The 23,312-nt window shown below is 73.5% G+C and carries 17 protein-coding genes; 8 read left to right on the forward strand and 9 right to left on the reverse strand.

Features of this window, described 5'->3' with window-relative positions; all coding sequences use genetic code 11:
* The first annotated feature begins 293 nt into the window (after positions 1-293).
* From WN71_RS02410 to WN71_RS02425, 4 genes are all read left to right on the forward strand, one after another.
* Positions 294-1,901, forward strand: coding sequence for a dynamin family protein (locus WN71_RS02410; protein WP_046586895.1), 1,608 nt, complete (start codon positions 294-296; stop codon positions 1,899-1,901).
* 567 nt (positions 1,902-2,468) lie between these two features.
* Positions 2,469-4,130: a YfjP family GTPase gene (locus WN71_RS02415; protein WP_476756010.1), complete on the forward strand. Its 1,662-nt coding sequence runs from the start codon at positions 2,469-2,471 to the stop codon at positions 4,128-4,130.
* 324 nt (positions 4,131-4,454) lie between these two features.
* Positions 4,455-5,030: a single-stranded DNA-binding protein gene (locus WN71_RS02420; RefSeq protein ID WP_046586890.1), complete on the forward strand. Its 576-nt coding sequence runs from the start codon at positions 4,455-4,457 to the stop codon at positions 5,028-5,030.
* Between the two features lie 300 nt (positions 5,031-5,330).
* Positions 5,331-6,686 carry a Cys-Gln thioester bond-forming surface protein gene (locus tag WN71_RS02425; RefSeq protein WP_046586887.1) on the forward strand — a complete coding sequence of 452 codons (1,356 nt, stop codon included), beginning with the start codon at positions 5,331-5,333 and terminating at the stop codon, positions 6,684-6,686.
* Between the two features lie 130 nt (positions 6,687-6,816).
* Here WN71_RS02425 and WN71_RS02430 read toward each other — a convergent pair whose 3' ends face one another.
* Positions 6,817-7,230, reverse strand: coding sequence for a hypothetical protein (locus tag WN71_RS02430; RefSeq protein WP_240529539.1), 414 nt, complete (start codon positions 7,228-7,230; stop codon positions 6,817-6,819).
* 198 nt (positions 7,231-7,428) lie between these two features.
* Here WN71_RS02430 and ettA point away from each other — a divergent pair, with 198 nt between their 5' ends.
* Genes ettA through WN71_RS02445 form a run of 3 tightly spaced genes read left to right on the forward strand, consistent with a single transcriptional unit; the run spans position 7,429 to position 10,196 of the window.
* A complete protein-coding gene (ettA, locus tag WN71_RS02435; RefSeq protein WP_079177600.1) occupies positions 7,429-9,093 on the forward strand; it encodes an energy-dependent translational throttle protein EttA in 1,665 nt (554 codons plus the stop codon).
* 6 nt (positions 9,094-9,099) lie between these two features.
* On the forward strand, positions 9,100-9,531 hold the full coding sequence (locus WN71_RS02440; RefSeq protein ID WP_046586878.1) for an acyl-CoA thioesterase: 432 nt from the start codon (positions 9,100-9,102) through the stop codon (positions 9,529-9,531).
* Positions 9,528-10,196 carry a DUF8010 domain-containing protein gene (locus tag WN71_RS02445; protein WP_046586875.1) on the forward strand — a complete coding sequence of 223 codons (669 nt, stop codon included), beginning with the start codon at positions 9,528-9,530 and terminating at the stop codon, positions 10,194-10,196. The genes WN71_RS02440 and WN71_RS02445 overlap by 4 nt, the downstream gene beginning before the upstream one ends.
* A gap of 252 nt (positions 10,197-10,448) precedes the next feature.
* Here the strand turns inward: WN71_RS02445 and WN71_RS02450 are convergent, their stop codons facing one another.
* Positions 10,449-10,859: a globin gene (locus WN71_RS02450; RefSeq protein WP_046586873.1), complete on the reverse strand. Its 411-nt coding sequence runs from the start codon at positions 10,857-10,859 to the stop codon at positions 10,449-10,451.
* 101 nt (positions 10,860-10,960) lie between these two features.
* Between WN71_RS02450 and WN71_RS02455 the strand changes: the two genes are divergently transcribed.
* Positions 10,961-11,956 (forward strand): methyltransferase domain-containing protein, encoded by a 996-nt coding sequence (locus tag WN71_RS02455; protein ID WP_046586871.1) that lies wholly within the window; start codon positions 10,961-10,963, stop codon positions 11,954-11,956.
* 323 nt (positions 11,957-12,279) lie between these two features.
* Here the strand turns inward: WN71_RS02455 and WN71_RS02460 are convergent, their stop codons facing one another.
* The 7 genes from WN71_RS02460 to WN71_RS02495 all read right to left on the reverse strand — a co-directional run bounded on the left by WN71_RS02460 (position 12,280) and on the right by WN71_RS02495 (position 23,144).
* Positions 12,280-13,665 (reverse strand): FHA domain-containing protein, encoded by a 1,386-nt coding sequence (locus WN71_RS02460; RefSeq protein ID WP_046586869.1) that lies wholly within the window; start codon positions 13,663-13,665, stop codon positions 12,280-12,282.
* A 46-nt stretch (positions 13,666-13,711) separates the two neighbouring features.
* Positions 13,712-15,058: a vWA domain-containing protein gene (locus WN71_RS02465; protein WP_046586867.1), complete on the reverse strand. Its 1,347-nt coding sequence runs from the start codon at positions 15,056-15,058 to the stop codon at positions 13,712-13,714.
* Between the two features lie 101 nt (positions 15,059-15,159).
* On the reverse strand, positions 15,160-16,608 hold the full coding sequence (locus WN71_RS02470; RefSeq protein WP_046586865.1) for a PP2C family protein-serine/threonine phosphatase: 1,449 nt from the start codon (positions 16,606-16,608) through the stop codon (positions 15,160-15,162).
* A gap of 3 nt (positions 16,609-16,611) precedes the next feature.
* Positions 16,612-19,140 carry a serine/threonine-protein kinase gene (locus WN71_RS02475; protein ID WP_079177601.1) on the reverse strand — a complete coding sequence of 843 codons (2,529 nt, stop codon included), beginning with the start codon at positions 19,138-19,140 and terminating at the stop codon, positions 16,612-16,614.
* Positions 19,137-20,525, reverse strand: a complete 1,389-nt coding sequence (locus tag WN71_RS02485; RefSeq protein WP_046586863.1) for a coiled-coil domain-containing protein — start codon at positions 20,523-20,525, stop codon at positions 19,137-19,139. Before WN71_RS02485 ends, WN71_RS02475 begins: the two co-directional genes overlap by 4 nt.
* A gap of 64 nt (positions 20,526-20,589) precedes the next feature.
* The gene (locus WN71_RS02490) at positions 20,590-21,666 is read right to left on the reverse strand and encodes a glutamate ABC transporter substrate-binding protein (RefSeq protein ID WP_079177609.1); all 1,077 of its coding nucleotides are present in this window, start codon (positions 21,664-21,666) and stop codon (positions 20,590-20,592) included.
* Between the two features lie 14 nt (positions 21,667-21,680).
* A complete protein-coding gene (locus WN71_RS02495; protein WP_046586861.1) occupies positions 21,681-23,144 on the reverse strand; it encodes a hypothetical protein in 1,464 nt (487 codons plus the stop codon).
* Between the last annotated feature and the right edge of the window lie 168 nt (positions 23,145-23,312).

Below are 23,312 nucleotides of genomic sequence, written 5' to 3' on the forward strand. Positions count from 1 at the left end.
CGGGAGTGGGCCGGTCCGTGACGTTGCCGGGGACAAGGATAGGGCTCCCGGATCCTTGTCCCTGTTGCTTCGCCTCCGTGGCTCAATGTGGAGGTTCGGTGAAGCGGTCCTGATAATCGCAGGCAGGTACGAATAGTGCATCACCTTTGACGTCTGGCGCACCGGGTGTTGTGCACTCGTTATGCCTGGACTGTGCCCTCGTCCCAGTCATCCCTTCCGTCCCTTGTGTCCAGTCGGCGCGCAGGCGTGTCCATATGCTTCAGAATTCCCCTAAAAGCGGGCATTCTTCGCATGTGGTGACCTTGGACGTACGGCCTCAGCTGCTCGACGCACTCTCCGCCCTGCGCGACCGTGTCGCTGCCGCACGCTTTCCGCTGCCCCTGGCGGGGGCCCCACGCGCGCGTGCCAACCGCGACGAACTGCTCGCCCAGCTCGACGACTACTTGGTGCCCCGCCTGAGGGAACCTGAAGCGCCCTTGCTGGCCGTCGTGGGCGGCTCCACCGGGGCCGGCAAGTCGACCCTCGTCAACTCCCTGGTGGGCAGACGGGTCAGCGAGGCGGGCGTCCTGCGGCCGACCACCCGCACCCCGGTGCTCGTCTGCCATCCGGAGGATCATCACTGGTTCAGCGGGATGAGAGTGCTGCCCGACCTCACCCGTGTCTGGGTGCCCCACCAGGAGTCCCCGGAGGAGCTGCTGCTGCCCGGCGAGAACCCCGCGCGCGTCCTGCGCATCGAGACCGCCGACACCCTCCCGCCCGGCCTCGCCCTCCTCGACGCACCCGACATCGACTCCCTCCTCGCGGACAACCGCGTCCTCGCCGCCGAACTCCTCTGCGCCGCCGACATCTGGGTCATGGTCACCACGGCCGCCCGCTACGCCGACGCCGTCCCCTGGCACCTGCTGCGCACCGCCAAGGAGTACGACGCCGCCCTCGTCACCGTCCTCGACCGCGTGCCCCACCAGGTCGTCGCCGAGGTCTCCCGGCAGTACGCCGCCCTGCTCACCAAGGCCGGCCTCGGCCACGTGCCCCGGTTCACCGTGCCCGAGCTGCCCGAGTCCGCCTGGGGCGGCGGACTCCTGCCCGCCACCGCCGTCGCCCCCCTGCGCACCTGGCTCGTCCAGCAGGCCCAGGAACCCGCCTCCCGGCACCACACCCTCGCCCGCACCGCCCACGGCGTCCTCGACTCCCTCAAGGCCCGGATGCCCGAGCTGGCCAGCGCCGCCGCCCAGCAGTACGCGGCCGCGCTCCGGCTCACGGCCGCCGTGGAGGGGGCGTACGACAGCGAGCACGCGCGCGTACGCGGACGGTTGAACTCCGGCGCCGTGCTCGCCGGGGACGCCCTCAAACGCTGGCGCGCCTTCCCCCTCGACTGCACGGCCCCCGAACTGCTCGACGCGCTCGCCGAGAGCCTCGCCGCGCTCCTGCTCTGCGCGGTCACCGCCGCCGACGAGCGCGTCGACGACTCCTGGCGCCGCGAGCCCGCCTCCGGCGCGCCCGGCCTCGGCGGCCCCGACCCGTCCGGCGACACCGCCGAGCACCGCATCGGGATGGCCGTACGGCGCTGGCGGCGCGAGCTGGAGGAGTACGCCGAGGACGAGATCCGCGAGCTCGACCGCGGCACCGCGCCCGACGCCGAGGCCGTCGCCGCCCTCGTCGCCACCGCCCTGCTAGGCGGCCGCCGCGCGCGCTCCGCGGGCGAGGGGCTCGCGGAGCGGATCGGCGCCCACGGCGCGCTCCGGCTGCGCGACCGCGGCGGGCGGCTGCTCACCGAGCACGTGGACCGGGTCATGCACACCGAGCGGGAGCGCCGACTCGCCCCGCTCGACGCCCTGGAGGTCCACGCGGAACCCCAGGCCGAACTCATCGCCGCGCTGTCCGTACTCCAGAAGGAGAGGTGACCGGTGACCGCCGTCACTGACCAGGACCACACCGAGCACGCCGACGGAGACCCGGGCGGGAGCGGAAACGAGAACGGGAGCGGGAACGAGAACGGGAGCGGAAACGAGAACGGGAGCGGGAGCGAGAGTGGGAGCGGGAGCGGTAGCGGGAACGAGAACGGGAGCGCGGAGGGGAGCGTGAACGGGGGCCGCGCCCCCGAGGCCGCGGGGGACTCGCCGTCCGGTGACCTTCCCTTGCCGTCGGGTGCCCGTCCCTCCCCGTCCGGTGACGGTCCCTCGCCGTCGGGTGACGGTCACTGCCGGCTGGTCGACCGTCCGTCCCGGTCGGACGACAGCCCCTCCGGCCGTACGGAATCCCGCAGCGGACGTACGGAATCCAGCGGACGTACGGAATCCCGCGGACGTACGGAGCCCGGCAGCCGACCGGAGCCCGGCAGCCGTACGGAATCCGGTCATCGCTCCGCGGCCGGCAGCCGTGGTGAGTCTCCCGTCCGCCCCCAGCCCTCCGCCCGCAAGGACCCCGGCGAGGACGGTGGGGCCTGGGACGACGGGCTCATCGCGCGGCGGGTGAACGAGAACGGCGAGGGGCCGGCCGTCGTCGAGGTGCGGGGCTCCGTGTCGCCGGACGCCGCCCCGCTGGCGTACGACGGCATGCTCCGTTCCCGCCTCGACGCGCTGCGCGAACTGGTCGGTCTCTCCCGCACCCGGCTCGACAGCCGCACGCTCGCCGAGGCCGGGCGGGTGCTCGACGAGGCGGCCGCGCGGCGCAGGCTGTCCGGGCAGCACACCGTCGTCGCCATCGCGGGCGCCACCGGCAGCGGCAAGTCCCAGCTGTTCAACGCGCTCGCCGGGGTCGCGATCTCGGAGACCGGTGTACGGCGGCCCACCACCGCCGCGCCCATCGCCTGCAACTGGAGCGACGGCGCCACCCCCCTCATCGACCGGCTCGGCATCCCCAGCCGGCTGCGCAGGCGCCCGTTGCAGTCGCCGGAGGCCGAGGCGCAGCTGCGCGGGCTGATCCTCGTCGACCTGCCCGACCACGACTCGGCGGCGGTGGTCCACCGCGAGCAGGTGGACCGCATCCTCAAGCTCGTCGACGCGGTCATCTGGGTGGTCGACCCGGAGAAGTACGCGGACGCCGTCCTCCACGAGCGCTATCTGCGCCCGATGGCCGGCCACGCGGAGATCATGTTCGTCGTCCTCAACCAGATCGACCGGCTGCCCGGCGAGGCCGCCGACCAGGTCCTCGACGATCTGCGCCGGCTGCTCGACGAGGACGGCATCGCCCTCGGCGAGTACGGCGAACCCGGCGCGACCGTCCTCGCGGTGTCCGCGCTCAGCGGCGACGGCATGCCCGAACTGCGCGAGTGCCTCGGCCAGTTCGTGACCGAGCGGGGTGCCGCGGCCCGGCGGGTCGCCGCCGACGTCGACTCCGCCGCGGACGGTCTCCGGCCGGTCTACGTCACCGGGCGGCGCACCGGCCTCAGCGAGGAGGCGCGGGAGGAGTTCGCCGCCCGGCTCGCCGACGCCGTGGGCGCCACCGCGGCGGGCGAGGCGGCCGAACGGGCCTGGCTGCGCAACGCCAACAAGGCCTGCGGCACCCCCTGGTTGCGGCTGTGGCGCTGGTTCAACGACCGCGGCGAGTCCGCCACGGGGCGGCTGCCGCTGCGCACCCAGGCGGACGAGGAGGCGACCGCCCGCCAGCGGGTGGAGCAGGCCGTGCGCACGGTGGCGGAGCGCGCCTCCGCGGGGCTGCCCGCGCCGTGGGCGCTGGCGGTGCGCGAGGCGGCCGTACGGGGGGCGCAGGGGCTGCCGGAGGCGCTGGACGAGCTGTCGGCGAAGGCCGGGCTGCCCCCGGGGCGGCCGCCGCGGCCCGGGTGGTGGCCGGTCGCGGTCCTCGCCCAGGCCTCGATGACGCTGCTTCAGGTCGTGGGCGGGCTGTGGCTGGTGGGCCAGATCGCCCGGGTCGTGGCGCCGAACCTGGGCGTGCCGGTGCTGCTGATGATCGCCGGGATCGTCGGCGGCCCGATCGTCGAGTGGAGCTGCCGTATGGCGGCCCGGGGACCCGCGCGGCGCTACGGCCAAGAGGCGGAACGCAGGCTGCGGGAGGCGGCGGCGGGCTGCGGACGGGCGAGGGTGCTCGATCCGCTGGCGGCCGAGCTCCTGCGGTACCGGGAGGTCCGGGAGCAGTACGGGAGGGTGGCGCGCAGCCGGGCGGGGGTGGGGTGAGGGCCTCGCCCGCCCACAACCCACAACCCACAACCCACAACCCACAACCCACAACCCACAACCCACAACCCACAGTCCGCCGTCGCCTCGCGGGGCGGGCGGGTCGGCGTGCGTCGCCTCGGCCCCGTCGACCCGTCGACCCGTCGCGTCGAACGTCGTCGCAGGTCACTCGTCCGGGTGGGCGAGTTGTCCACAGCCGGGTCCGCCGTCCACAGCCCTCGGCGGGACAGGGGGATGCGGATGCACTCTGTCTGCGTCGGTACGGGACGGCCCCGTACGGGACTCCGTCCGGCGCGAGTGCCGGGCGAGGGAGGGGTGTGCACGATGAACGAGACGATGGTGTGCGCGGTGGGCAACGTGGCCACGCAGCCGGTGTTCCGCGAGGCGGTGACCGGGCCGTCGGCGCGGTTCCGGATCGCGGTGACGGCGCGCCACTGGGACCGCGAGAAGAGCGTGTGGGTGGACGGCCACACCAGCTTCTACACGGTGTGGGCGGGCCGCCGGCTGGCGGCGAACGTGTCGGCCTCGCTGTCGGTCGGCGATCCGGTCATCGTCCAGGGGCGGCTGAAGGTGCGCTCGGAGCTGCGCGAGGGGCAGCAGACCTGGACGTCGGCGGACATCGACGCGGTGGCGATCGGCCACGACCTCGCCCGCGGCACCTCGGCCTTCCGGCGCGCGAGCAGGCCGGAGCCGGGCACGGGGGCGGGGGCCGGGACCGGGGCTGAGGCTGGGGCGGAGATCAGCCCGGAGCCCAACTGGGAGATCCCCGCCGAGGGTTCCTCGGAGGCGTCCACGGCACCGCCTCCGGAGGTTTCCGCCGAGGGGCCGCCGGAGCCTTCGGCGGACGCATCCGCAAAGCCCGCACAGCGCAAACGCCGGGAGCCCGTGCCCGCCGGCTGACGCGGCGGCAGGCCCCGGTGTCACGGTCCGCCATGACACGACGTCAGCGAGCGAGGCGCGCAGCTCATCGGCCGATCGGTCGTGAACGGACCTGTGAATTCGCCGATAAGCCCTGTTCGCAGGCTGTGCGAGCGATAACGATTCCGATTCGGATCGGCCATCGGACGCCATCACCGGGGGAGGGGGTGCGGCGCTTCCCTAGGATGCCGGTCGTAGCCCGAGAGGCTGTTGATGCTGCTGGTGGGACCACACCCCCCACGACACGGGTCCTGCTCGAAGGGGAGTTCTGTGCTTGCTGCGTTGTCTCGGTTCGTGGTGGTCTCGGGGTTCGTCGCGGCCGGTGTGCTGGGTGCCGCCGGCGGGGCGGCCGCGGCCGAGACGCCGCAGACTCCGGGCGGGGCGACGGCCACCATCGGCGGCCTGAAGACCTACGGCGACGCGGTGATCCACGAGGACGGCGGCGACGAGCAGGTGTCCGCGGGCCTCTTCGAGATGTCCGTGGAGGGCGGGGGCACGCTCCAGACGTACTGCGTCGACATCCACAACCCGACCCAGCGGGACGCGCAGTACCACGAGACGTCCTGGAGCGGCACCTCGCTCGCCTCCAACAAGGACGCGGGCAAGATCCGCTGGATCCTCCAGAACTCCTACCCGCAGGTCAACGACCTCGCCGCGCTCGCCGCGAAGGCGGGGGCCGGCGGTCTCACCGAGCAGGACGCGGCGGCCGGCACCCAGGTGGCCATCTGGCGCTACTCGGACGGCGCGGACGTCGACGCCGTGAACCCGCGGGCCGAGAAGCTCGCCGACTACCTGGAGAAGGCCGCGCGCGGCCTGGCCGAGCCGAGCGCCTCGCTGACGCTCGACCCGCCCGCGGTCTCGGGCCGCCCCGGCACCCGGATCGGCCCGGTGACCGTGCACACCGACGCGGGCAGCGTGACCGTCGGGGCCCCGACGGGCGCGGTCGGCAGCGGGGTGCGGATCGTCGACCGGAACGGCAAGGCCGTCACGTCGGCCGCCGACGGCAGCAAGCTGTACTTCGACGTGCCGAAGGACGCGGCGGACGGCACCGCCGACCTGACCCTGGAGGCGTCCACCACGGTCCCCGTGGGCCGCGCCTTCACCTCCGAGAGCCGCAGCCAGACGCAGATCCTCGCCGGGTCCAGCGAGTCGACGGTCTCCGCGACCGCGAGCGCCACCTGGGCCGCGAAGGGTGCCGTCCCCGCCCTGTCGGCGCGCAAGGACTGCGCGAAGGGCGGCGTCGACATCACGGCGGTCAACCAGGGCGACGTGGAGTTCACCTTCGAGCTCATGGGGACGACGTACAGCACGCCCGCCGGTACCTCACGGACGGTGACCATCCCGCTCCAGGAGGACCAGCCCTACGACTTCTCCATCGACGGCCCCGACGGCCTCGCGGAGCGGTTCACCGGCGTCCTGGACTGCAAGACCCAGAGCAGTGAGGGGACCGAGAACATCTCGACCCTGAGCGAGCCGAGCCCGGCCTCCGTGGGCGGCACCTCGGGCGGCACCGACCTCGCCGAGACCGGCGGCTCCGCGACGACCCCGCTGATCGCGGGCGTGGCGATCGGGCTGGTGCTGGTCGGCGGCGCGGCCCTGGTCCTGGTCCGCAAGAAGGAGACCGGGGTCCAGGACTGAGGCCGGTCGTGGGGCGCCCCGTCAGGACCGAGGCCGGTCGCGGGGCACCTCGTCAGGACTGAGGCCGGTCGTGGGGCGCCTAGCCGAGGCCGCCGGGGGGCACCCCACGCGGCAGGAGCGCCGGGCGGGGTCACCCCGCCTGCTGGACCTGGCGCACCACGGCCGTCACCACCGTGGTCGCCGCGAGGCTGCCCAGGGTGACCAGCGCCACGCCGATCACGAAGAGGCCGCTGGCGTCGTCCGACCAGTCCCACCAGGCCGCGACCGCCAGACCGGCGGTGGTGCCGAGGACGGCGCCCGTGACATGGCGCCGGTACGCCGCCCAGCTCACCGGTACCAGCAGGGTCAGCACCAGCCCGGCCACCTGCCAGACCTCGTACGGCCCGGTGGTCGTGCCGTCCGGATGGACGTCGCGGTGCTGGTCCCAGCCCAGCCAGGCGGCCCACAGCGCGGCCGCCACGAGGGCGGGCAGCAGGACGGAGACCGCGAAGGACAGCGGGAAGGACAGCAGTCGCGCCAAGGGGTGCGGTGATGGTCGGCTCATGTCCCCAGGGTTCCGCCCGCGCCCGGCACCCGCACGAGTGAACGTACTCAGACCCGCCTGAGTACCCCAGGCTCCCGCCCCCCGGCGAAAGCCCTGCTCACAGCCCCCCGGCCGTACACGTTTCCGCCAAGGGATGGACGTACGGCAAGATGGGGTGTATCTGCCCACTGCCGATTTCAAGCGTCCGGACGGTTTCTCTTGGCTGAGTTCATTTACACCATGCGCAAGACGCGCAAGGCGCACGGCGACAAGGTGATCCTCGACGACGTCACCCTGAGCTTCCTGCCGGGCGCCAAGATCGGTGTGGTCGGCCCGAACGGCGCCGGCAAGTCCACCGTTCTCAAGATCATGGCCGGCCTGGAGCATCCCTCCAACGGTGACGCGTTCCTCTCGCCGGGCTACAGCGTCGGCATGCTCCTCCAGGAGCCCCCGCTCGACGAGTCCAAGACGGTTCTGCAGAACGTGCAGGACGGCGCCGCCGAGATCATGGGCAAGCTGAACCGGTTCAACGAGGTCGCCGAGCTGATGGCGACCGACTACTCCGACGCCCTGATGGACGAGATGGGCAAGCTCCAGGAGGACCTGGACCACGCCAACGCGTGGGACCTGGACACCCAGCTGGAGCAGGCCATGGACGCGCTCGGCTGCCCGCCCGGCGACTGGCCGGTCACCAACCTCTCCGGTGGTGAGCGCCGCCGCGTCGCGCTGTGCAAGCTGCTGCTCGAGGCGCCCGACCTGCTGCTGCTCGACGAGCCCACCAACCACCTGGACGCCGAGTCCGTGCAGTGGCTGGAGCAGCACCTCGCGAAGTACCCCGGCACCGTCGTCGCCGTCACCCACGACCGGTACTTCCTCGACAACGTCGCGCAGTGGATCCTGGAGCTCGACCGCGGCCGCGCCATTCCGTACGAGGGCAACTACTCCACGTACCTCGACAACAAGGCCTCCCGCCTGAAGATCGAGGGCCAGAAGGACGCCAAGCGCGCCAAGCGGCTCAAGGAAGAGCTGGAGTGGGTGCGGTCCAACGCCAAGGGGCGTCAGGCCAAGTCCAAGGCGCGTCTGGCGCGCTACGAGGAGATGGCGGCCGAGGCCGACAAGATGCGGAAGCTGGACTTCGAGGAGATCCAGATCCCGCCGGGCCCGCGTCTGGGCTCCATCGTCGTCGAGGTCAGCAACCTCTCCAAGGCTTTCGGCGACAAGGTCCTGATCGACGACCTCTCCTTCACGCTGCCGCGCAACGGCATCGTCGGCGTGATCGGTCCGAACGGCGCGGGCAAGACCACGCTGTTCAAGATGATCCAGGGTCTGGAGACCCCGGACTCCGGCATCATCAAGGTCGGCGAGACCGTCAAGATCTCGTACGTCGACCAGAGCCGCGAGAACATCGACCCGAAGAAGACGCTGTGGGCGGTCGTCTCCGACGAGCTCGACTACATCAACGTCGGCCAGGTCGAGATGCCCTCCCGCGCCTACGTCTCCGCGTTCGGTTTCAAGGGCCCCGACCAGCAGAAGCCGGCCGGCGTCCTCTCCGGTGGCGAGCGCAACCGCCTGAACCTCGCGCTCACCCTCAAGCAGGGCGGCAACCTGCTGCTCCTCGACGAGCCCACCAACGACCTCGACGTCGAGACGCTGTCCTCGCTGGAGAACGCGCTGCTGGAGTTCCCGGGCGCGGCCGTGGTCGTCTCCCACGACCGCTGGTTCCTGGACCGGGTCGCGACCCACATCCTCGCGTACGAGGGTGAGTCCAAGTGGTTCTGGTTCGAGGGCAACTTCGAGTCGTACGAGAAGAACAAGATCGAGCGTCTGGGCGCCGACGCCGCGCGTCCGCACCGCGCCACCTACAAGAAGCTGACCCGGGGCTGATCGGTCTTGCGCCACATCTACCGCTGCCCGCTGCGCTGGGCGGACATGGACGCGTACGGCCACGTCAACAACGTGGTCTTCCTCCGCTATCTCGAGGAAGCCCGTATCGACTTCCTGTTCCGCCCGGACAAGGACTTCCGGCAGGGATCGGTCGTGGCGCGCCACGAGATCGATTACAAGCGGCAGCTCGTGCACCGGCACCGTCCGGTGGACATCGAGCTGTGGGTCACGCAGATAAGGGCCGCGTCCTTCACCGTCACCTACGAGGTGAAGGACGACGACCTGGTCTACGTGCGGGCCTCGACGGTGATCGTGCCGTTCGACTTCGAGGCGCAGCGGCCCCGCCGGATCACCGCGGAGGAGCGGGAGTTCCTCCAGGAGTACACGGACGACGCCGAGGACGAGGACGACGCGGAGGAGGAGGCCGTCGCCGCATGACGGTGCTCCATCTCGCCGACGAGGGGGAGGCGGCGGATCTCGCGGCCTTCCTCTCCCGGCTGCTGCACTACGACCGTTCGGCGGCGGTGCGCCTCCAGGCGGCGGGCACCGCGCTCGCCGTCTTCGGGCGGCCGCCGTCCTTCGAGGTGCTGGCGATCCGCGCGGTGCGGCTCGCCAAGCCCTACGAGGACGGGCTCGCCGTCACCCTCGACGTGACCGTGTCCGCGGGTGAACTCCTGGAGTCCGTCGACGAGTCGGCGGCCACGGCCGCCGTGCCCGGCGCGGTCACCGGCCCGCCGTGGGCCGGGGTGCTGCCGCCGCGGTCCGGCTGGCGGGCCGAACCCGGCCTGCCCCGGCCGGACGCGCTGCGCGCCGAGGTCGGCGCGGCGGTCGCCGAATTCCGGGGCCGTACGGCCGAGTTGGCGCCGGAGCTGCGGACCCGCGCCGAACTCGACAGGATCGGCCGGGAGATCTGGTCCCGCACGGTCGGGCAGACGCCCCTGCCGGTGCGGGCCGCGCACGCGGCGCAGTCGCTGCGCTTCCTCAGGCCGGGGGAGCCGGTGGCACTGCTGTCCTCCGGGCCGTGGCTGCGGCTGCGCACGCCCTACGGCTCGATCGCCGTACGGCGGGCGGGACTCGGGGCGTTGGGCGTCAGCGTCCGCTGAGGCGCATCCGCTTCGAGGCCGCCCGTTTCGAGGCCGCCCGCTTCAGGCCAGCCCGCGTCGAGCCCGTCGAGCCGGCCCGTGTCGGGCCCGTCGGGCCGCCCTGGTGTCAGGCCGTCCGTCCTCGGGCCCTCGGAGCTCCTGTCCTCGGGCCGCCCGTCCTCGAGCCCGTCGGGCCGACCCGGCGTCAGGCCGTCCGTCCTCGGGCCCCCGGGCCGCCCGCTCCTCGGCCGCCCGGCGTCGGGGCGGCTCGTGTCACTCCGGGTCCGGGGTGTTCACCATCGACGCCGCCGCGTACGTCAGATAGCGCCACAGCGTCTCCTCGTGCTCCGCGGAGAGGCCGAGTTCGTCGACGGCGGCCCGCATGTGCCGCAGCCACGCGTCGTGCGCGGCACGGTCGACGGCGAACGGCGCGTGCCGCATCCGCAGCCGCGGGTGGCCCCGGTTGTCGCTGTACGTCGTCGGGCCGCCCCAGTACTGGATCAGGAACAGCGTGAGGCGCTCCTCGGCCGGGCCCAGGTCCTCCTCGGGGTACATGGGCCGCAGCAGCGGGTCCTCGGCGACGCCCCGGTAGAAGTGGTGGACGAGCCGGCGGAAGGTGTCCTCCCCGCCGACCTGCTCGTAGAAGGTCTGCTCCTGAAGCGTGCCACGCCGAATCTCTTTCACCCGTCCATGGTCTCAGACGGGGTGACCGAGGACCCGGGCCCCAGGACCTCTCCGACCATGCGCGAGCGGCCCGGCGGGTGTGGCGCCCGTACTGTGGAGACATGGGTGCGCAGGCTCCCGGGCGGGACGTCGAGGAGGTCGCCGGTCAGGCGCGGGCGGCGCTCGTGCGGGAGATCGAGCTGAGCGGCGCGTGGAACGCCGACCCCGTGTGGCGCGACGCGTTCGCCGAGGTGCCGCGCCACCTCTTCGTGCCGTACTACTTCGTCGGCGTCGCGGGGGGCTACGAGCGCCGGTGGGGCGAGAGCGCGGACCCGGCCGCGCGGGAGCGCTGGGCGCGCGGCGCGTACGCGGACACGCCCCTGGCCACGCGGCTGCGCAACGGCGAACTGCTCTCCTCCAGCAGCCAGCCCTCGCTGATGGCGCTGATGCTGGCGGAGCTCGGCGTGCGGGACGGCGACCGGGTCCTGGAGATCGGCGCCGGCACCGGCTACAACGCGGCGCTGCTCGCCCACCGGCTCGGCGACGGCTCCCTGGTCACCAGCGTCGACCTGGAGCCGGACATCACGGAGGCGGCCCGCCGTCATCTGGCCGCCGCCGGGTACGCGGTGTCCGTGGTGACCGGCGACGGGGCCCGCGGGGTGCCCGAACGGGCCCCGTTCGACCGGATCATCGCGACCTGCGGGCTGAGCGTGCTGCCGCGACCGTGGCTCGCCCAGTGCCGTCCGGGCGGGCGCATCCTGACGCCGTTCGGCACCGGGGTGGTGGTTCTGGACGTCCGGGACGCCCGGCACGCGGAGGGGCGCTTCCTGTCCACGCCCGCCTACTTCGTGCCGCTGCGCGGCGGCGGGCCGCCGCCGGAGCCGGCTCCGCTCGGCGGGGTGCCGACGGCGGCCAGGGAGGACGAGCTGTTCCGGTTCCTGCTGGCGCTGACCCGCGCCCGGCTGGAGCCGCGGGAGGCGTACGCGCTGTGGGACCGCGAGGGGCGGCCGACGCGGGAGCGCTACGGGGTCACCGTGAGCGGTGAGCACGCGTGGGCCTGGCTGGACGCCCCGGAGGGGCCCTACGCGTGGCCCCTGGCGGGGGGCTCCGCCCCGTAAGGGGGCGCGGGGAACGGCGCGCTCGGCCCCACGGGGCCGCGGCCGCTCCGATCCGCCGGGTATCCCCCGCGGGCGCGTCGTGGTTGTTCGCGCAGTTCCCCGCACCCCTCAGGGGGGCAGGGCTGCGTGCCTCAGGGGCGCGGGGAACTGCGCGAACAGCCCCCCACCGGCCCGCGGCCGGACGGTGCGCCTGGTGCCCCCGGTGCGGGTGCGTCGTGGCCTGTCGCGCGGTTCCCCGCGCCCCTTGCGGGGCACAGGGTGGCGCGTCTCAGGGGCGTGGGGACCGATGATCAGCCCCACACCCGCAGAGCCCGGCGCAGCCGTCAGCCGCGGCGGATCGTGATCGTCGTCCAGGCGCCCACGTGGACCCGGTCGCCGTCCTGGAGGGGGACCGGTACGAACGGCTGGATCGGTTCCTCGGAGCCGTTGACCGTGGTGCCGTTGGTCGAGTTCTGGTCGACGACCGCCCAGTTGCCGTCCGGCTGCTGCACCAGCACCGCGTGCTGGTGCGAGACGCCCGGGTCCTCCGGCGGCACCGACAGATCGATGTCGGGGGTGTCGCCGGTGGAGTGCCGGCGGCGGCCGATGGTGATCTGGTTGCCGCTGAGGGTGCGCTGCTGCTCCGGCGAGTACGCGGGCAGGTTGAGGCCCGTGGCCTCGGGACCCGAGCGCTGCATCATCGCCAGGAAGTAGTCGCGGTCCGGGCCGATCGTCGCCGTCCAGCCCGCCGGGGGCCGGGGCGCCTGCGCGTAGCCCTGGGTGGGCGGGGCCTGGGTGCCGCCGGCCGGCGGGTAGCTGTAGCCACCGCCCTGAACCGGACCGCCCTGACCGGGACCGCCCTGGCCACCGGGGCCGCCGGGCGGGGAGATCACCCAGTCGTCCTCACCGCCGCCGAAGGACGGACCGCCCTGCCGCGGCGGCCTGCCGGTCTCCTGCGGGAACGCGGGCGGCGCCTGCGGGCCGGGCTGGAAGGCCTGCGGGCCGTTCGGGCCGGCGTTCGGCGTGGGACCGGGCGGCGGCGGAACCGGCCGGGAGGGGTCGGGACCGAAGTTGGACGGCCCGCCCTGGCCCCCGGGGCCGCCCTGGCCGGGGTAGCCGCCAGGACCCTGCGGTCCGCCCATGCCCTGCTGGCCGCCCATGCCCGGACGGCCGCCGCCCATGCCCTGCTGACCGCCGCCCATGCCCTGCTGGCCGGGGCCCTGGTGGCCCCCCGGACCCTGACCCTGGTGGCCCCCCGGACCCTGCTGCTGCCCGCCGCCGAACGGCGTCGGACCCGACGGCTCGCTGGTGAACGGGGGCAGCGGCTCCGCGGGACGGTTCATCTGCGAGGGCCGCGAGCCCTGGTACTCGTACGGGTCGCCGCCGTACGTCGGGCCGGGCGGCTGCTGGAAGCGGGACGCCGGGCTCGGCGCCGCGTTGCGCGGCGCGGCCGGGGTGTAGGAGGTCGCCGTGTTGGTGAGGAAGTTCCACCGGCACTCCTCGCAGAACGGCGCGCCGCCCTCACGGGGCGTGCGGCACTGCGGGCAGAGCTCCGGCTCGGCGGCGGGCACGCCGCGCCCGCCGCCGCGGCCGCCCTGGGGCGGCGGGAAGCCGTAGCCCCCGGCCGGGGGCGGCGGGGGAGGCGGAGGCACGGCACCGGCCATGCGGTGACCGCACACCTCGCACCAGTCGTCGGAACCCGACTGGTGTCCGTTCGGGCAGGTCGGCATGTCGGCGCTTCCCCCTCTCCTTCACTGTCCTACGCGTGGTCGTACGTCACTTCTTTACACGAACAGTCTTTGTGGACCGCGTTTCGAGAGTCATCTCGTCCGCTTCCGCGACCTTCGCCTTCAGTCGCACAGTACCCGTCGCGGCATCGACGACGTCCACCACCTTCGCAAGGAGTTTGGCCGTATCGGCATTCCCCGAGGCGCTGGCGAGCTGGACGGCGCGCCCCAGTTTGGCCGTCGCCCCGTCGAAATCGCCCGCTTTACGGAGATCGAGTCCCTGCTGGATGGCCTGGGCCAGTTCGGCCTGTCCGGTGTAGTGCGCGACCTGCGGATTGATCGACGTGGAGGCGGTCATGTCGTCCGTCCACACCGCCCTCACCAGGCCCTGCGCGCCCAAGTTCTGCACGCCGCCGTCGGATTGGGGGATGACCAGGGAGACCCGGGCGGCCAGCATCTCCTGGCCGACGCCCGCGGCGGGGACCTCCACGCACAGGTGGTAGTCCCGGGACTCGTCCCCCCAGGAGCCGGTGGGGTAGTCCCCGGCGCGCGGTCCGGCCTCGGTGCGGCGTTCGGTCAACTCCTCGACCGTGGGCGCCACTTGCTTGACGAACTTGATGGTCGTGCCGACCGGCGTCCACACCCTGAGGGCGACGTCCGCGACCTCCTTGCCCATCGCGGTCTCCATCATCTGCGTGAAGTCCGCGGCCAGGCCCTGCGGATCGGCGACGATGTCGGCGGTGCCGAGCAGGGCGGAGGCGATCCCTGTGACTTCTTTCACTTCCCAGTCGGTGCCCACGCCGCGGGCGTCACAGGTGAACTTTCCCGCACACGCCTCCAGCGTCGCCTTCAGGTCCTCCGGCGCCTCGTGCTCGTTGCGTCCGTCGGTGAGCACGATGCCGTGCCGGATCGCCACGTCCGCCGGGGACAGCAGCCGCTCCGCGAGCCGCAGCCAGGTGCCGATGGCGGTGCCGCCGCCCGCGCTCAGGCGGCGCAGCGCGTCCTTGGCCTGGGCGCGGCTGGCCGCGTCCGCGACGGCGAGCCGGCCGCCGCCCGGGTAGACCTCCTTGGCGACGTGGGTGCCGCCGATCACCGCGAAGTGCACGCCGTCGCGCAGCGTGTCGATCGCGGCGGCCGTGGCGTCGCGGGCGTTGCGCATCTTGGTCGGCGGGTAGTCCATCGAACCCGAGCAGTCGACCATGATCGCGACCGCCGCGGACGGCCCCTGGCCCGGCGTGAACAGGTGCGGCGCGGCCACCGCGCTCCCGACCGTCCCCCCGCCCGTGGCGCTGACCGTGACGATCGCGTTCACCTCGCGGCCGCCCTCGGGCAGGTACTCGTTCTGGTACACGTCCATCGAGAACGCCGGCACGTTCGACTTCGAGAAATTGGCCATGCCTGCTTCGCTCCCCCTCACGAACCCGCGGGTTCACCGCGGGTGACGACTGTGCGGACCGGTCCCCTCCGGCCCGCCGAGACTTCCCCGTGACACACGCCTCAGGCGGATCCTGCCCCCTGGGACGGAGGCGGGAACGGCAGCAGCGCCACTGTTACGTTGTCGTGGCCCCCGCCGTCGAGCGCGTGACCGACCAGGACCCGCGCGCCGTGCAGCGGGCGTACGGCGGCGTCCGGCGGCACGGCCTCGGCCATCTCCTCGGCCGTCTCGGCGTAGTTCCACAGGCCGTCGGTGCACACCACCACCACGCCCGGCCGGTCCGGCTTGAACGACGCCGTGTGCGGCTCCAGTTCGTAGGCGTCCGCGCCGAGCCAGCCCGTGATGGCGTGGGCCCGCTCGTCGGCGTAGGCCTCCGCCTCGTTCATCAGGCCCGCGGCGACCATCTGCGCGGCCCAGGAGTCGTCCTCGGTGAGCCGGGCGGGCGGCGCGGAGCGGTCCACCGGCACCCAGTAGACGCGGCTGTCGCCGACCCAGCCGACCACCAGCAGGCCGGGGGTGACCACCGCGCCGACGATCGTGCAGGCCGGGGCGTTCTGGTGCGGGGCGTGCTCGCGGGCCGTGGCCGGCTCCTCGGCCAGCGCGTTCACCGCGTGCGAGGCCGCGACGATCGCCTCGTGCATCGCGATCTGCGGATGCGTGCCGCGGGGCAGCGCGGCGAGCAGTGTCTCGCCCGCGGCCCGGGAGGCGGCGAGCGAGGCGTCGTCGGGGCGGGTCGCGGAGGACACGCCGTCGCAGACGATCGCCACGGCCGCCGGGGTGCCGTCGGGCAGGACGCTGTTGCCCACGCTGAACGCGTCCTCGTTGCGGTGGTGGCGCAGCCCGCGGTCGCTGACGGCGGCGACGGGCCCCGCCTCCTGCTCCATGTGGTCGCGCTCGCGCGGCTGGGCGTGCCCGCAGTTCTCGCAGTACCCGTCGCCGTCGACCCGGCCCGCCCGGCACGCCACGCACATCTTCTGTTCCTCCGTGGCGGCCTGGGCGTCGGCCGCGACCCGCGGGTCCGGCGCCTGGAGCGGGTACTCCTCGGGCTCCGGCGGTCGGTCGAAGCGGACTCCCGAGGCGGGCGAGACCGGCGAGCCGGAGGGCTGCGGCGGTACGGCGCCCACCGCGCCGGGAGGCGCCTGGAGCGGCGCACCGCCCGCGGCGGCACCCGGCGCGCCCAGCGTCAGATGCACGGTGGCGGCGGATCCGGCGGAAGAGACGGCGGAGGAGGAGGAACCGGCGGACGGGACGCCGACCGAACCGGAACCGGCGGACGGGACGCCGACGGAACCGGCGGACGGCACGGCGGCGGAACCGGAACCCGGGACCGGGCCGGGATCGGCCGGCCGCGCGGCGCCCGCCGCGGCGTCGACGTTCAGCATCAGGGTGTCGTCCGAGGACGCCGGAAGGCCGCCGGACAGGTCGTATCCGCACGCACCGCAGAAACGGTCACCCGATTCGAGGGGCTCCTCGCAGCTCGGGCACGCGGACAGCTGGGGCATCTGCGACATCGACTACACCCACGTCCGGGGGCGGTAGCGATTGGCACGTTCCACCAGGTCGATCCTCTCCTCGCCGCCGGTCGCCAGCCGCGCCAGCATCCGGTACGAGCGCTCCAGGCCGAACCTGAGGCCCCGCTCGTCCAGTCCGCTGCCGAGCAGCTCCCGCCCTCCCGCACCGGCGGGAGCGGAACCATTGGTACCGGAGAGTACCCAGTCCAGCGCGGAGCCGAGCACCTCCGCCGCCAACTGCTCGCGTCGCGCCGGGTCGAGGCCGTACGCCTGCAACGCCTCGACCTGCGCCGCGGCGGCCGTCAGGTCCTCCAGGAACACGGGGTCGCCGGCCGTGGCGGTGCGCTGACGCAGCCGCGCCCGCACCGCCGCCACCCGGGCGGCCGTGTAGTGGATGGACGACTCCGGCACCGACTCCAGCGTCCGTACGGCCTCGCGCCGGTCGCCGCCCGCGAGCTGCACCCGGGCCAGCCCGAACGCCGCGCTCATATGGCTCGGGTCGGTCGACCAGACCAGCCGGTAGTACTCCGCGGCGTTGTCCAGCTGCCCGAGGACCTCCGCGCACACCCCGAGCGCCAGCTTGGGCGCCGGTTCGCCGGGAAAGGCGTCGTAGATCGCGTCGAAGGCGAGCGCGGCGCTCTCGTGGTCGCCGGTGGCCAGCGCGGCCACGCCCCGGTACCACACCACCCGCCAGTCGTCCGGCCGTTCCTCCTCCAGGGCGGTCAGCGAACCCAGCGCCGTGTCGAAGTCGCCGTGCTCCAGCAGGGCGCGGACCTGCCGCAGCCGGGTCTCCACCGAGGGCGAGGGCACCCCGGACAGCGCGCCGAGCAGCTCGGCCGGAGCCGAGGCCAGCAGACCCGCGAGGAAACCCGCGTTGGGGTCGGCCGGGTCCACCCGCGGCACCGGCAGCGCCAGCGCGGCGGTGCGGGTGTCGACCTCTCTGACCAGTCGCGCGGTGGGCGCGGGCAGCGCCCGTGGCAGCGGCCGGTCGCCCTTGCGCGGACGCGCCGCGCGCGCCCCGAGCCGCGAGACGTCGCCGTCCAGCCGGGGGAACAACTCGGTGTCCGTGACCCGGATCTCGGGCCCGAACAGGGTGGACAGCGCGGGCCGGGCGCGGCCCGTCTGGAGCGACACCACCTCCCGCAGCACACCCGTCAGCTGCTCGGCCATCTCCTGCGCCGACGCGAACCGGCGGGCCGGGTCGGGGTCGGTGGAGCGCACCAGCAGCCGGTAGAACGACTCGTAGCGGCGGAAGACCTCGATGTGGTCCGGGTCCGGCAGGGAGTCCACGAACACGTTCGTGTAGCCCTGGAAGTCGAACGTCAGGACGGCGAGCGTACGGCCCACCGTGTACAGGTCGGACGCCACCGACGGGCCCACCTCGGCGACCTCGGGCGCCTGGTAGCCGACCGTGCCGTAGATGGCCGACTCCTCGTCGTCCATGCGGCGCACCGCGCCCATGTCGATCAGCTTGAGCTGGTCCTCGGTCTGGATCGCGTTGTCGACCTTGAAGTCGCAGTACAGCAGGTTGCGGTTGTGCAGATGACCGAGCGCCTCCAGCGCCTCGATGCCGTAGGCGCAGGCCTGCTCCACCGGCAGCGGATCGCGCTTGCCGTCCGGTGTGCGGCGGGAGTTGGCGATCTCCTTGAGCGACTTGCCGCCGACGTACTCCATCACGATGTAGCCGTCGAGGGAGCCGGTGCGCTGGTCGAGGTGCTCGACGAAGTTGTAGATGCGCACGATGTTGGCGTGCTCGATCTCCGCGAGGAAGCGCCGCTCGGAGATGGCCGCGGCCATCGCGTCCTGGTCGCCGGTGTCCAGCAGGCCCTTGAGGACCACCCAGCGGTCCGAGACCGCGCGGTCCACGGCCAGGTAGATCCAGCCGAGGCCGCCGTGCGCGAGGCAGCCGACGACCTCGTACTGCCCGTGCACCACGTCACCGCCGCGCAGTTTCGGCACGAACGAGTACGGGTGGCCGCACTTGGTGCAGAAGCCCTCGGTGCGCCCCTGCTTCTCACCGCGTGAACGGCCCACCGGCGCACCGCAGTCGGAGCGCGAGCAGAACCGCTTGCGCTCGGGCACCTCGGGGTTGTCGAGCACCATCTCGCGCGGATCGGGCCGCGGCACGTCCGGCACCTGCACCAGGCCCGCGCCCAGCCGGCCCCGCGCGGAACTCCCGGTCGACGAGCCCGAGCTGCGCACCGACACCGAGCGGCCGCTGGTCCGCCCCGACAGCGAGCGCGACAGGCGCCCCGACACCGAGCGCCGCGACTTCGACGACTGCGACGAGGTCCGCGCGCTGCGGCCGCTGGCGGGCGAACCGCCGCCGCTGTCACCGCTGTCGGAGGACCTGCCGCCCGCCTCGGACCCGGCGGACCCGGACCCGCCGGACCCGGACTCGGAGCCCGCCGTGCCGCGCGCGCCCACCACCGGGGCGAGACCGCACGTGTCGCAGTACAGCTCGCCGCCGCCGACGTCCTCGTAACTGCCCTCGCACCCCGGCCGGTGGCACGCCTGCTGGGCCTGACTCATGACGACTCCCCCTCGAAACCCCCGCGCTGCCCGCGGTCGCCCCGGTCGATGCGGTCCTCGGGCGCGCGCTGACCCGGCACCTGCGGCGTGGGCCGCTCCGGCGGCCGGGGCGCGGCGAGCAGTTCCGCCGCCGCGTGCTGGTAGCGCAGCACGGCCTGTTCGGCGACCCGCAGATCGCACGGCGCGCTCCACAGCATGCGGCGCGCCGCGTCGTACCGCTCGATCAGCAGCGGGTCCTCCGCGAGCCCGTGCCGGGCCACCTTCGCCTTGTACGCGTCGAGCCGGCCGCGCAGCTCCGCGCGGACCGCCAGCGGCGCGGTGACCGCCGTCAACGACTCACGGGCGCGCAGCAGTTCGTCCTCCGCCTTCTGCTCCAGCGACTCCAGCAGCGGCGACAGCCGGTGCCACTGGGCCTGCCTGCGGTACTCGGCGGCCGTCGACAGCTGCTCCTGGAGCACGATCGGCGGCCCGCTGACCACCGGCACCTCGGTGGCGGCGATCTTCGCGAGGACCTCGCCGCGCGCGGTACGGGCCTCGGCGAGGGTGCGGTCGGCGCGCGAGAGCACGTCCCGCAGCCGCACCAGGCGCGCCTCGGCGTCCTGCCGGACGGTGAGCACGGCGTCGATCTCGCGGCGCACGTCCTCCAGGGCGCGCGCCTCGCGGTCGTAGACCGTGGTGTCCGGGCGGCCGCCGCCGGGCGCCGAACTGCCCTGCGCGGGCACCCAGAAGGCGAGCGGGTCGGAGACCACCTGCTCGCGCAGCGCGGTCAGCGTGCGCGTGATCCGCTCCAGGTCGTCACCGGCCGGGTGCTCGCCCGGGCGGACGCCGACGGAGTGCGCGAGCCGGCGGGTGCGCTGGAGCTCCGCGGCCAGTAAATCGATCCGTGCCGGCAGCGCGGACCACACCGCGTCCGCGGTGACGACCATGTCCAGCGAGGTCGCGTACAGGTCGTTCATCCGGTCCACCAGGGCCGTCAGCGAGAACTGGCGGCTGAGCCTGCCCGGCCCCTCCAGCAGCGTCGCGCCGCCCGCGCCGTGGCTGCCCGCGACCGTCACGGACTCGCCGCGCAGCAGCTCGGTCAGCTCCACCAGGTCCTCGCGGCTGGACCAGCGGCGCCGGGCGCGCACCTCGCGGGCGCTGCGCAGCGCCCCGGCGTACGCGTCGAAGTACGTCCACAGCAGCGTGATCGACGCCTCCGTAGACGTCCAGCGCTCCTTGGTGACGCCGGTGAGTTCGGCGCCCTCGAGCAGCCTGCGTCCGGCGTGGTCCTGGAGGGCCAGCAGCGACGTCTCGATCGCCTCGTGCTCCGCGCCGAGCCGCGCCAGCGCACGGTCCACCTCGTCCCGGTCCATCACCGGCCCGGGGGACCCCGCGACGCCGCCCATCGATCACCTCTCGCTGCTGTGTGTGTTCTTCCGCTTCCCTTGTCGCCCTCGCCGGCGCCCCGCGTCAGCCCTGGTAGTGCGCTGTCGGCGGGACGGCCGACTTCGAGTCCTTACCCAGCGTCTGGGCCAGCCACGTGTCGTAGGAGTTCTTCCACGCGCCGCTGCTGCGGTAGTTCTCCAGCACCCGGTTGACCCGGCGTACCAGATCCTTCGCGCTCTTGTTCATCGCCACGCCGTAGTACTCGGTGGTGAAGGCGGGGCCCTTCAGTTCGACCGTGTGGTCCTGGGCGGCCTGGCTCGCGGCGAGCGCGCCGTCCGTCACCACCGCGTCCACCTCGCCGAGCTGGAGCCGCACCAGGCAGTCCAGCTGGCTGGGGACGACGGTGCTGATGTCCGTGCTGGCGGGGATCTTCCCGGACTTCTTGTCGTCGTTCAGGTGCTGCAGGGCGGTGGACGTGGCGGCCGAGCAGACCTTCTTGCCCGCCAGGGTCTTGTCGTAGCCCTTGATCGTCGAGTTGACCGGGGCGAGCACCTGCTGGCCCGTCTCGAAGTAGGGCGCGGAGAACGTGACGTCGTCCAGGCGGGCGCAGGTGATCGTCATGGTGCGCACCACCATGTCGACGCGGTGACCGGTGACGGCCGGGATGCGCTGGTCGGTGGGGATGGAGCGGTACTGGATGTACTGCGCGTCGTCCGAGCCGAAGATGTCGCGGGCTATCGCGTGGACGATGTCGATGTCGAAACCTTCCGGCTCGCCGGCCGGGTCGTTGGGGTCGAGATAGCCCCAGCGGTAGCTGTTCTGGTCGACGCCGACGATCAGGTAGCCGCGCTTCTTGATGGCGTCGATCGTCGCGCCGGACGCGCCCGACGGGGACAGGCTGCGGTTCTGCGCCGTGTCCTCCTTGCAGTCGGAAGCCTTGGCCTGGGTGCCCTTGACGGCACGCTGCCCGCCGATGCCCACGGGCGTGCCGGCGGTGTGCGGCTGGGTCAGCGGCAGCAGCAGCACCAGCGACAGCGCCAGGGCGCACAGCACCGCCATCGCGCCCACGCCGCCCCAGCCGCGGAGACCGGCCGTAAGGCTCCGCCGCGGGGCGCCGCCCACGGCGTCCCGAGGGCGGGCGGACAGTTCGCGTGCTCGCATCGTCACGCCCCCTCTCACCGGTACTCCGACAGCCTGCGGCCGATGCCGACGACCGCGGCCGCCGCGCCGAGCACGGCGAGCACCGCCGAGCCGACGGTCAGGCCGGTCATCGCGTCCAGGCCGTCGCTCGCGGCGGACCTGAACTCCTCGCGCTCGTGCGCCAGCGCCTGCGTCAGGGACGAGTCGACGTTGGCGAAGCACACGCTCGTCGAGATGTCCTTGTCGGTGCCGATGACCCGCTCGCGGGCCTGCTGGTACTGGCCCAGCTCGTTGTATCCGCGGGCCGTCAGGGCGCGCTTCTTCCACGCCACCATCGACTCGTTCGCCACCTGTACGGGCTTGCGGCCCGCCGCGTCGTCGGCGAGCGCGCCCGCCTTGTCCAGCTGCGCGGCGAGCTGCTTGATCTCCTGGTCGTAGCCCCAGTTGTACAGGTCCGTGGACGTGCCGTCGGCGAGTGCCTTGGTCTCCGCGCCGCGGCTGACCAGAGTGAGGTTCTCGTCGCTGCGCGCCGTCAGGGACGCGATCTGCGCGTCGTGCAGCACGTTCAGCGAGCGTACGCCGTGGTCGTAGGACTCGTTCAGACCCGCGCGGGCGACGGTGTGCCCGACCACCACCCACAGCAGGACGACGGCGGTGGCGCCGCTCGCGGCCACCAGGCCGTGGTTCAGCACCCGGTTGGTGTGCAGGAAGGTCCGGCGCTGCACCCAGGCCAGCGCGCCGAGCGCGACGACGCCGAGCCCGATCGCCGCCCAGGGGTACGGCGTCGCGTCGCCGTAGTCGGCGTTCAGCCGCTGGTTCTCGCTCGTGTAGAGGGCCTGCGCCTTCGGCAGCATCTTGTCCTGCATCGTGGCGTTGGCGAGCCGCAGATAGGCGCCGCCCACCGGGTAGCCCTCGCGGTTGTTGGCGCGGGCGGACGCGATCAGGTTCTGGTAGCGCGGCAGGAGTTCGTTGAGCTGCGCGATGGTCTTCGCGGACGCGGAGCCCCGGTCGGCGCTGGCGGCCGCGGTGACCAGCTTGGCGGCGGCGGTGCGGATGTCCGCGTCGTACTGGTCGCGGGTCGCCTTGGTCTCCTGGATGCCGGCCAGATAGCCGCTGGCGGCCATGGTGTTGGCGTCGGCGAGCGACCGGTAGATGTCGGCCGCGTCGGAGCTGAGCGGCTGACTGCTGTTCAGGACGTCGTCCGCGGCGCTCGCGCGGCTGTCGGTCTGCCAGGCGGTGACCGCGCCGAACGCGACGACGAGCAGCGCGAGCAGGGCGCCGATCACGCGCAGCCGCCCCGGCTCGGTGGTCGCGGCGGAGCGCAGCCGGTCCGCGCCCTCGGCGAACGCCGAACGGCGGTCCGGGGGCGCGACGGGCGCGGGGGCCGGCGCGGGCGCGGGCGTGCGCGCACCGCCGCGGTCGGGCTGCGGCGGTACGGCCGGCATCGTCGGCGGCGGCGAACCCGGTGGCGCCGCACTGCTCTTCGGCGGGTGTGTCACTGCGACCTCCCCCATGGTCTTCCGTCCCCGCAAGTATCGCCGCCGGGCCCGGCATTGCGCACCGGCCTTCACACGATCTTGATCGGATCGCGCGGTACGGGCACCGCCCGGTGGGCGCCCGACGGCCTGGCGCAGAGTCTCGCACCACCCCTCGCTGATGAATACGCC

Source organism: Streptomyces mangrovisoli (genome assembly GCF_000974985.2).
GTDB lineage: Bacteria > Actinomycetota > Actinomycetes > Streptomycetales > Streptomycetaceae > Streptomyces > Streptomyces mangrovisoli.

What these genes read in the sequence shown, in the direction of transcription:
- WN71_RS02420 (WP_046586890.1), top strand. Translation starts at nt 4,455, where the DNA reads ATGAACGAGACGATGGTGTGCGCGGTGGGCAACGTGGCCACGCAGCCG.
- WN71_RS02465 (WP_046586867.1), bottom strand. Translation starts at nt 15,058, where the DNA reads ATGGCCAATTTCTCGAAGTCGAACGTGCCGGCGTTCTCGATGGACGTG.
- WN71_RS02460 (WP_046586869.1), bottom strand. Translation starts at nt 13,665, where the DNA reads ATGCCGACCTGCCCGAACGGACACCAGTCGGGTTCCGACGACTGGTGC.
- WN71_RS02430 (WP_240529539.1), bottom strand. Translation starts at nt 7,230, where the DNA reads ATGAGCCGACCATCACCGCACCCCTTGGCGCGACTGCTGTCCTTCCCG.
- WN71_RS02470 (WP_046586865.1), bottom strand. Translation starts at nt 16,608, where the DNA reads ATGTCGCAGATGCCCCAGCTGTCCGCGTGCCCGAGCTGCGAGGAGCCC.
- WN71_RS02490 (WP_079177609.1), bottom strand. Translation starts at nt 21,666, where the DNA reads ATGCGAGCACGCGAACTGTCCGCCCGCCCTCGGGACGCCGTGGGCGGC.
- WN71_RS02485 (WP_046586863.1), bottom strand. Translation starts at nt 20,525, where the DNA reads ATGGGCGGCGTCGCGGGGTCCCCCGGGCCGGTGATGGACCGGGACGAG.
- WN71_RS02455 (WP_046586871.1), top strand. Translation starts at nt 10,961, where the DNA reads ATGGGTGCGCAGGCTCCCGGGCGGGACGTCGAGGAGGTCGCCGGTCAG.
- WN71_RS02445 (WP_046586875.1), top strand. Translation starts at nt 9,528, where the DNA reads ATGACGGTGCTCCATCTCGCCGACGAGGGGGAGGCGGCGGATCTCGCG.
- WN71_RS02475 (WP_079177601.1), bottom strand. Translation starts at nt 19,140, where the DNA reads ATGAGTCAGGCCCAGCAGGCGTGCCACCGGCCGGGGTGCGAGGGCAGT.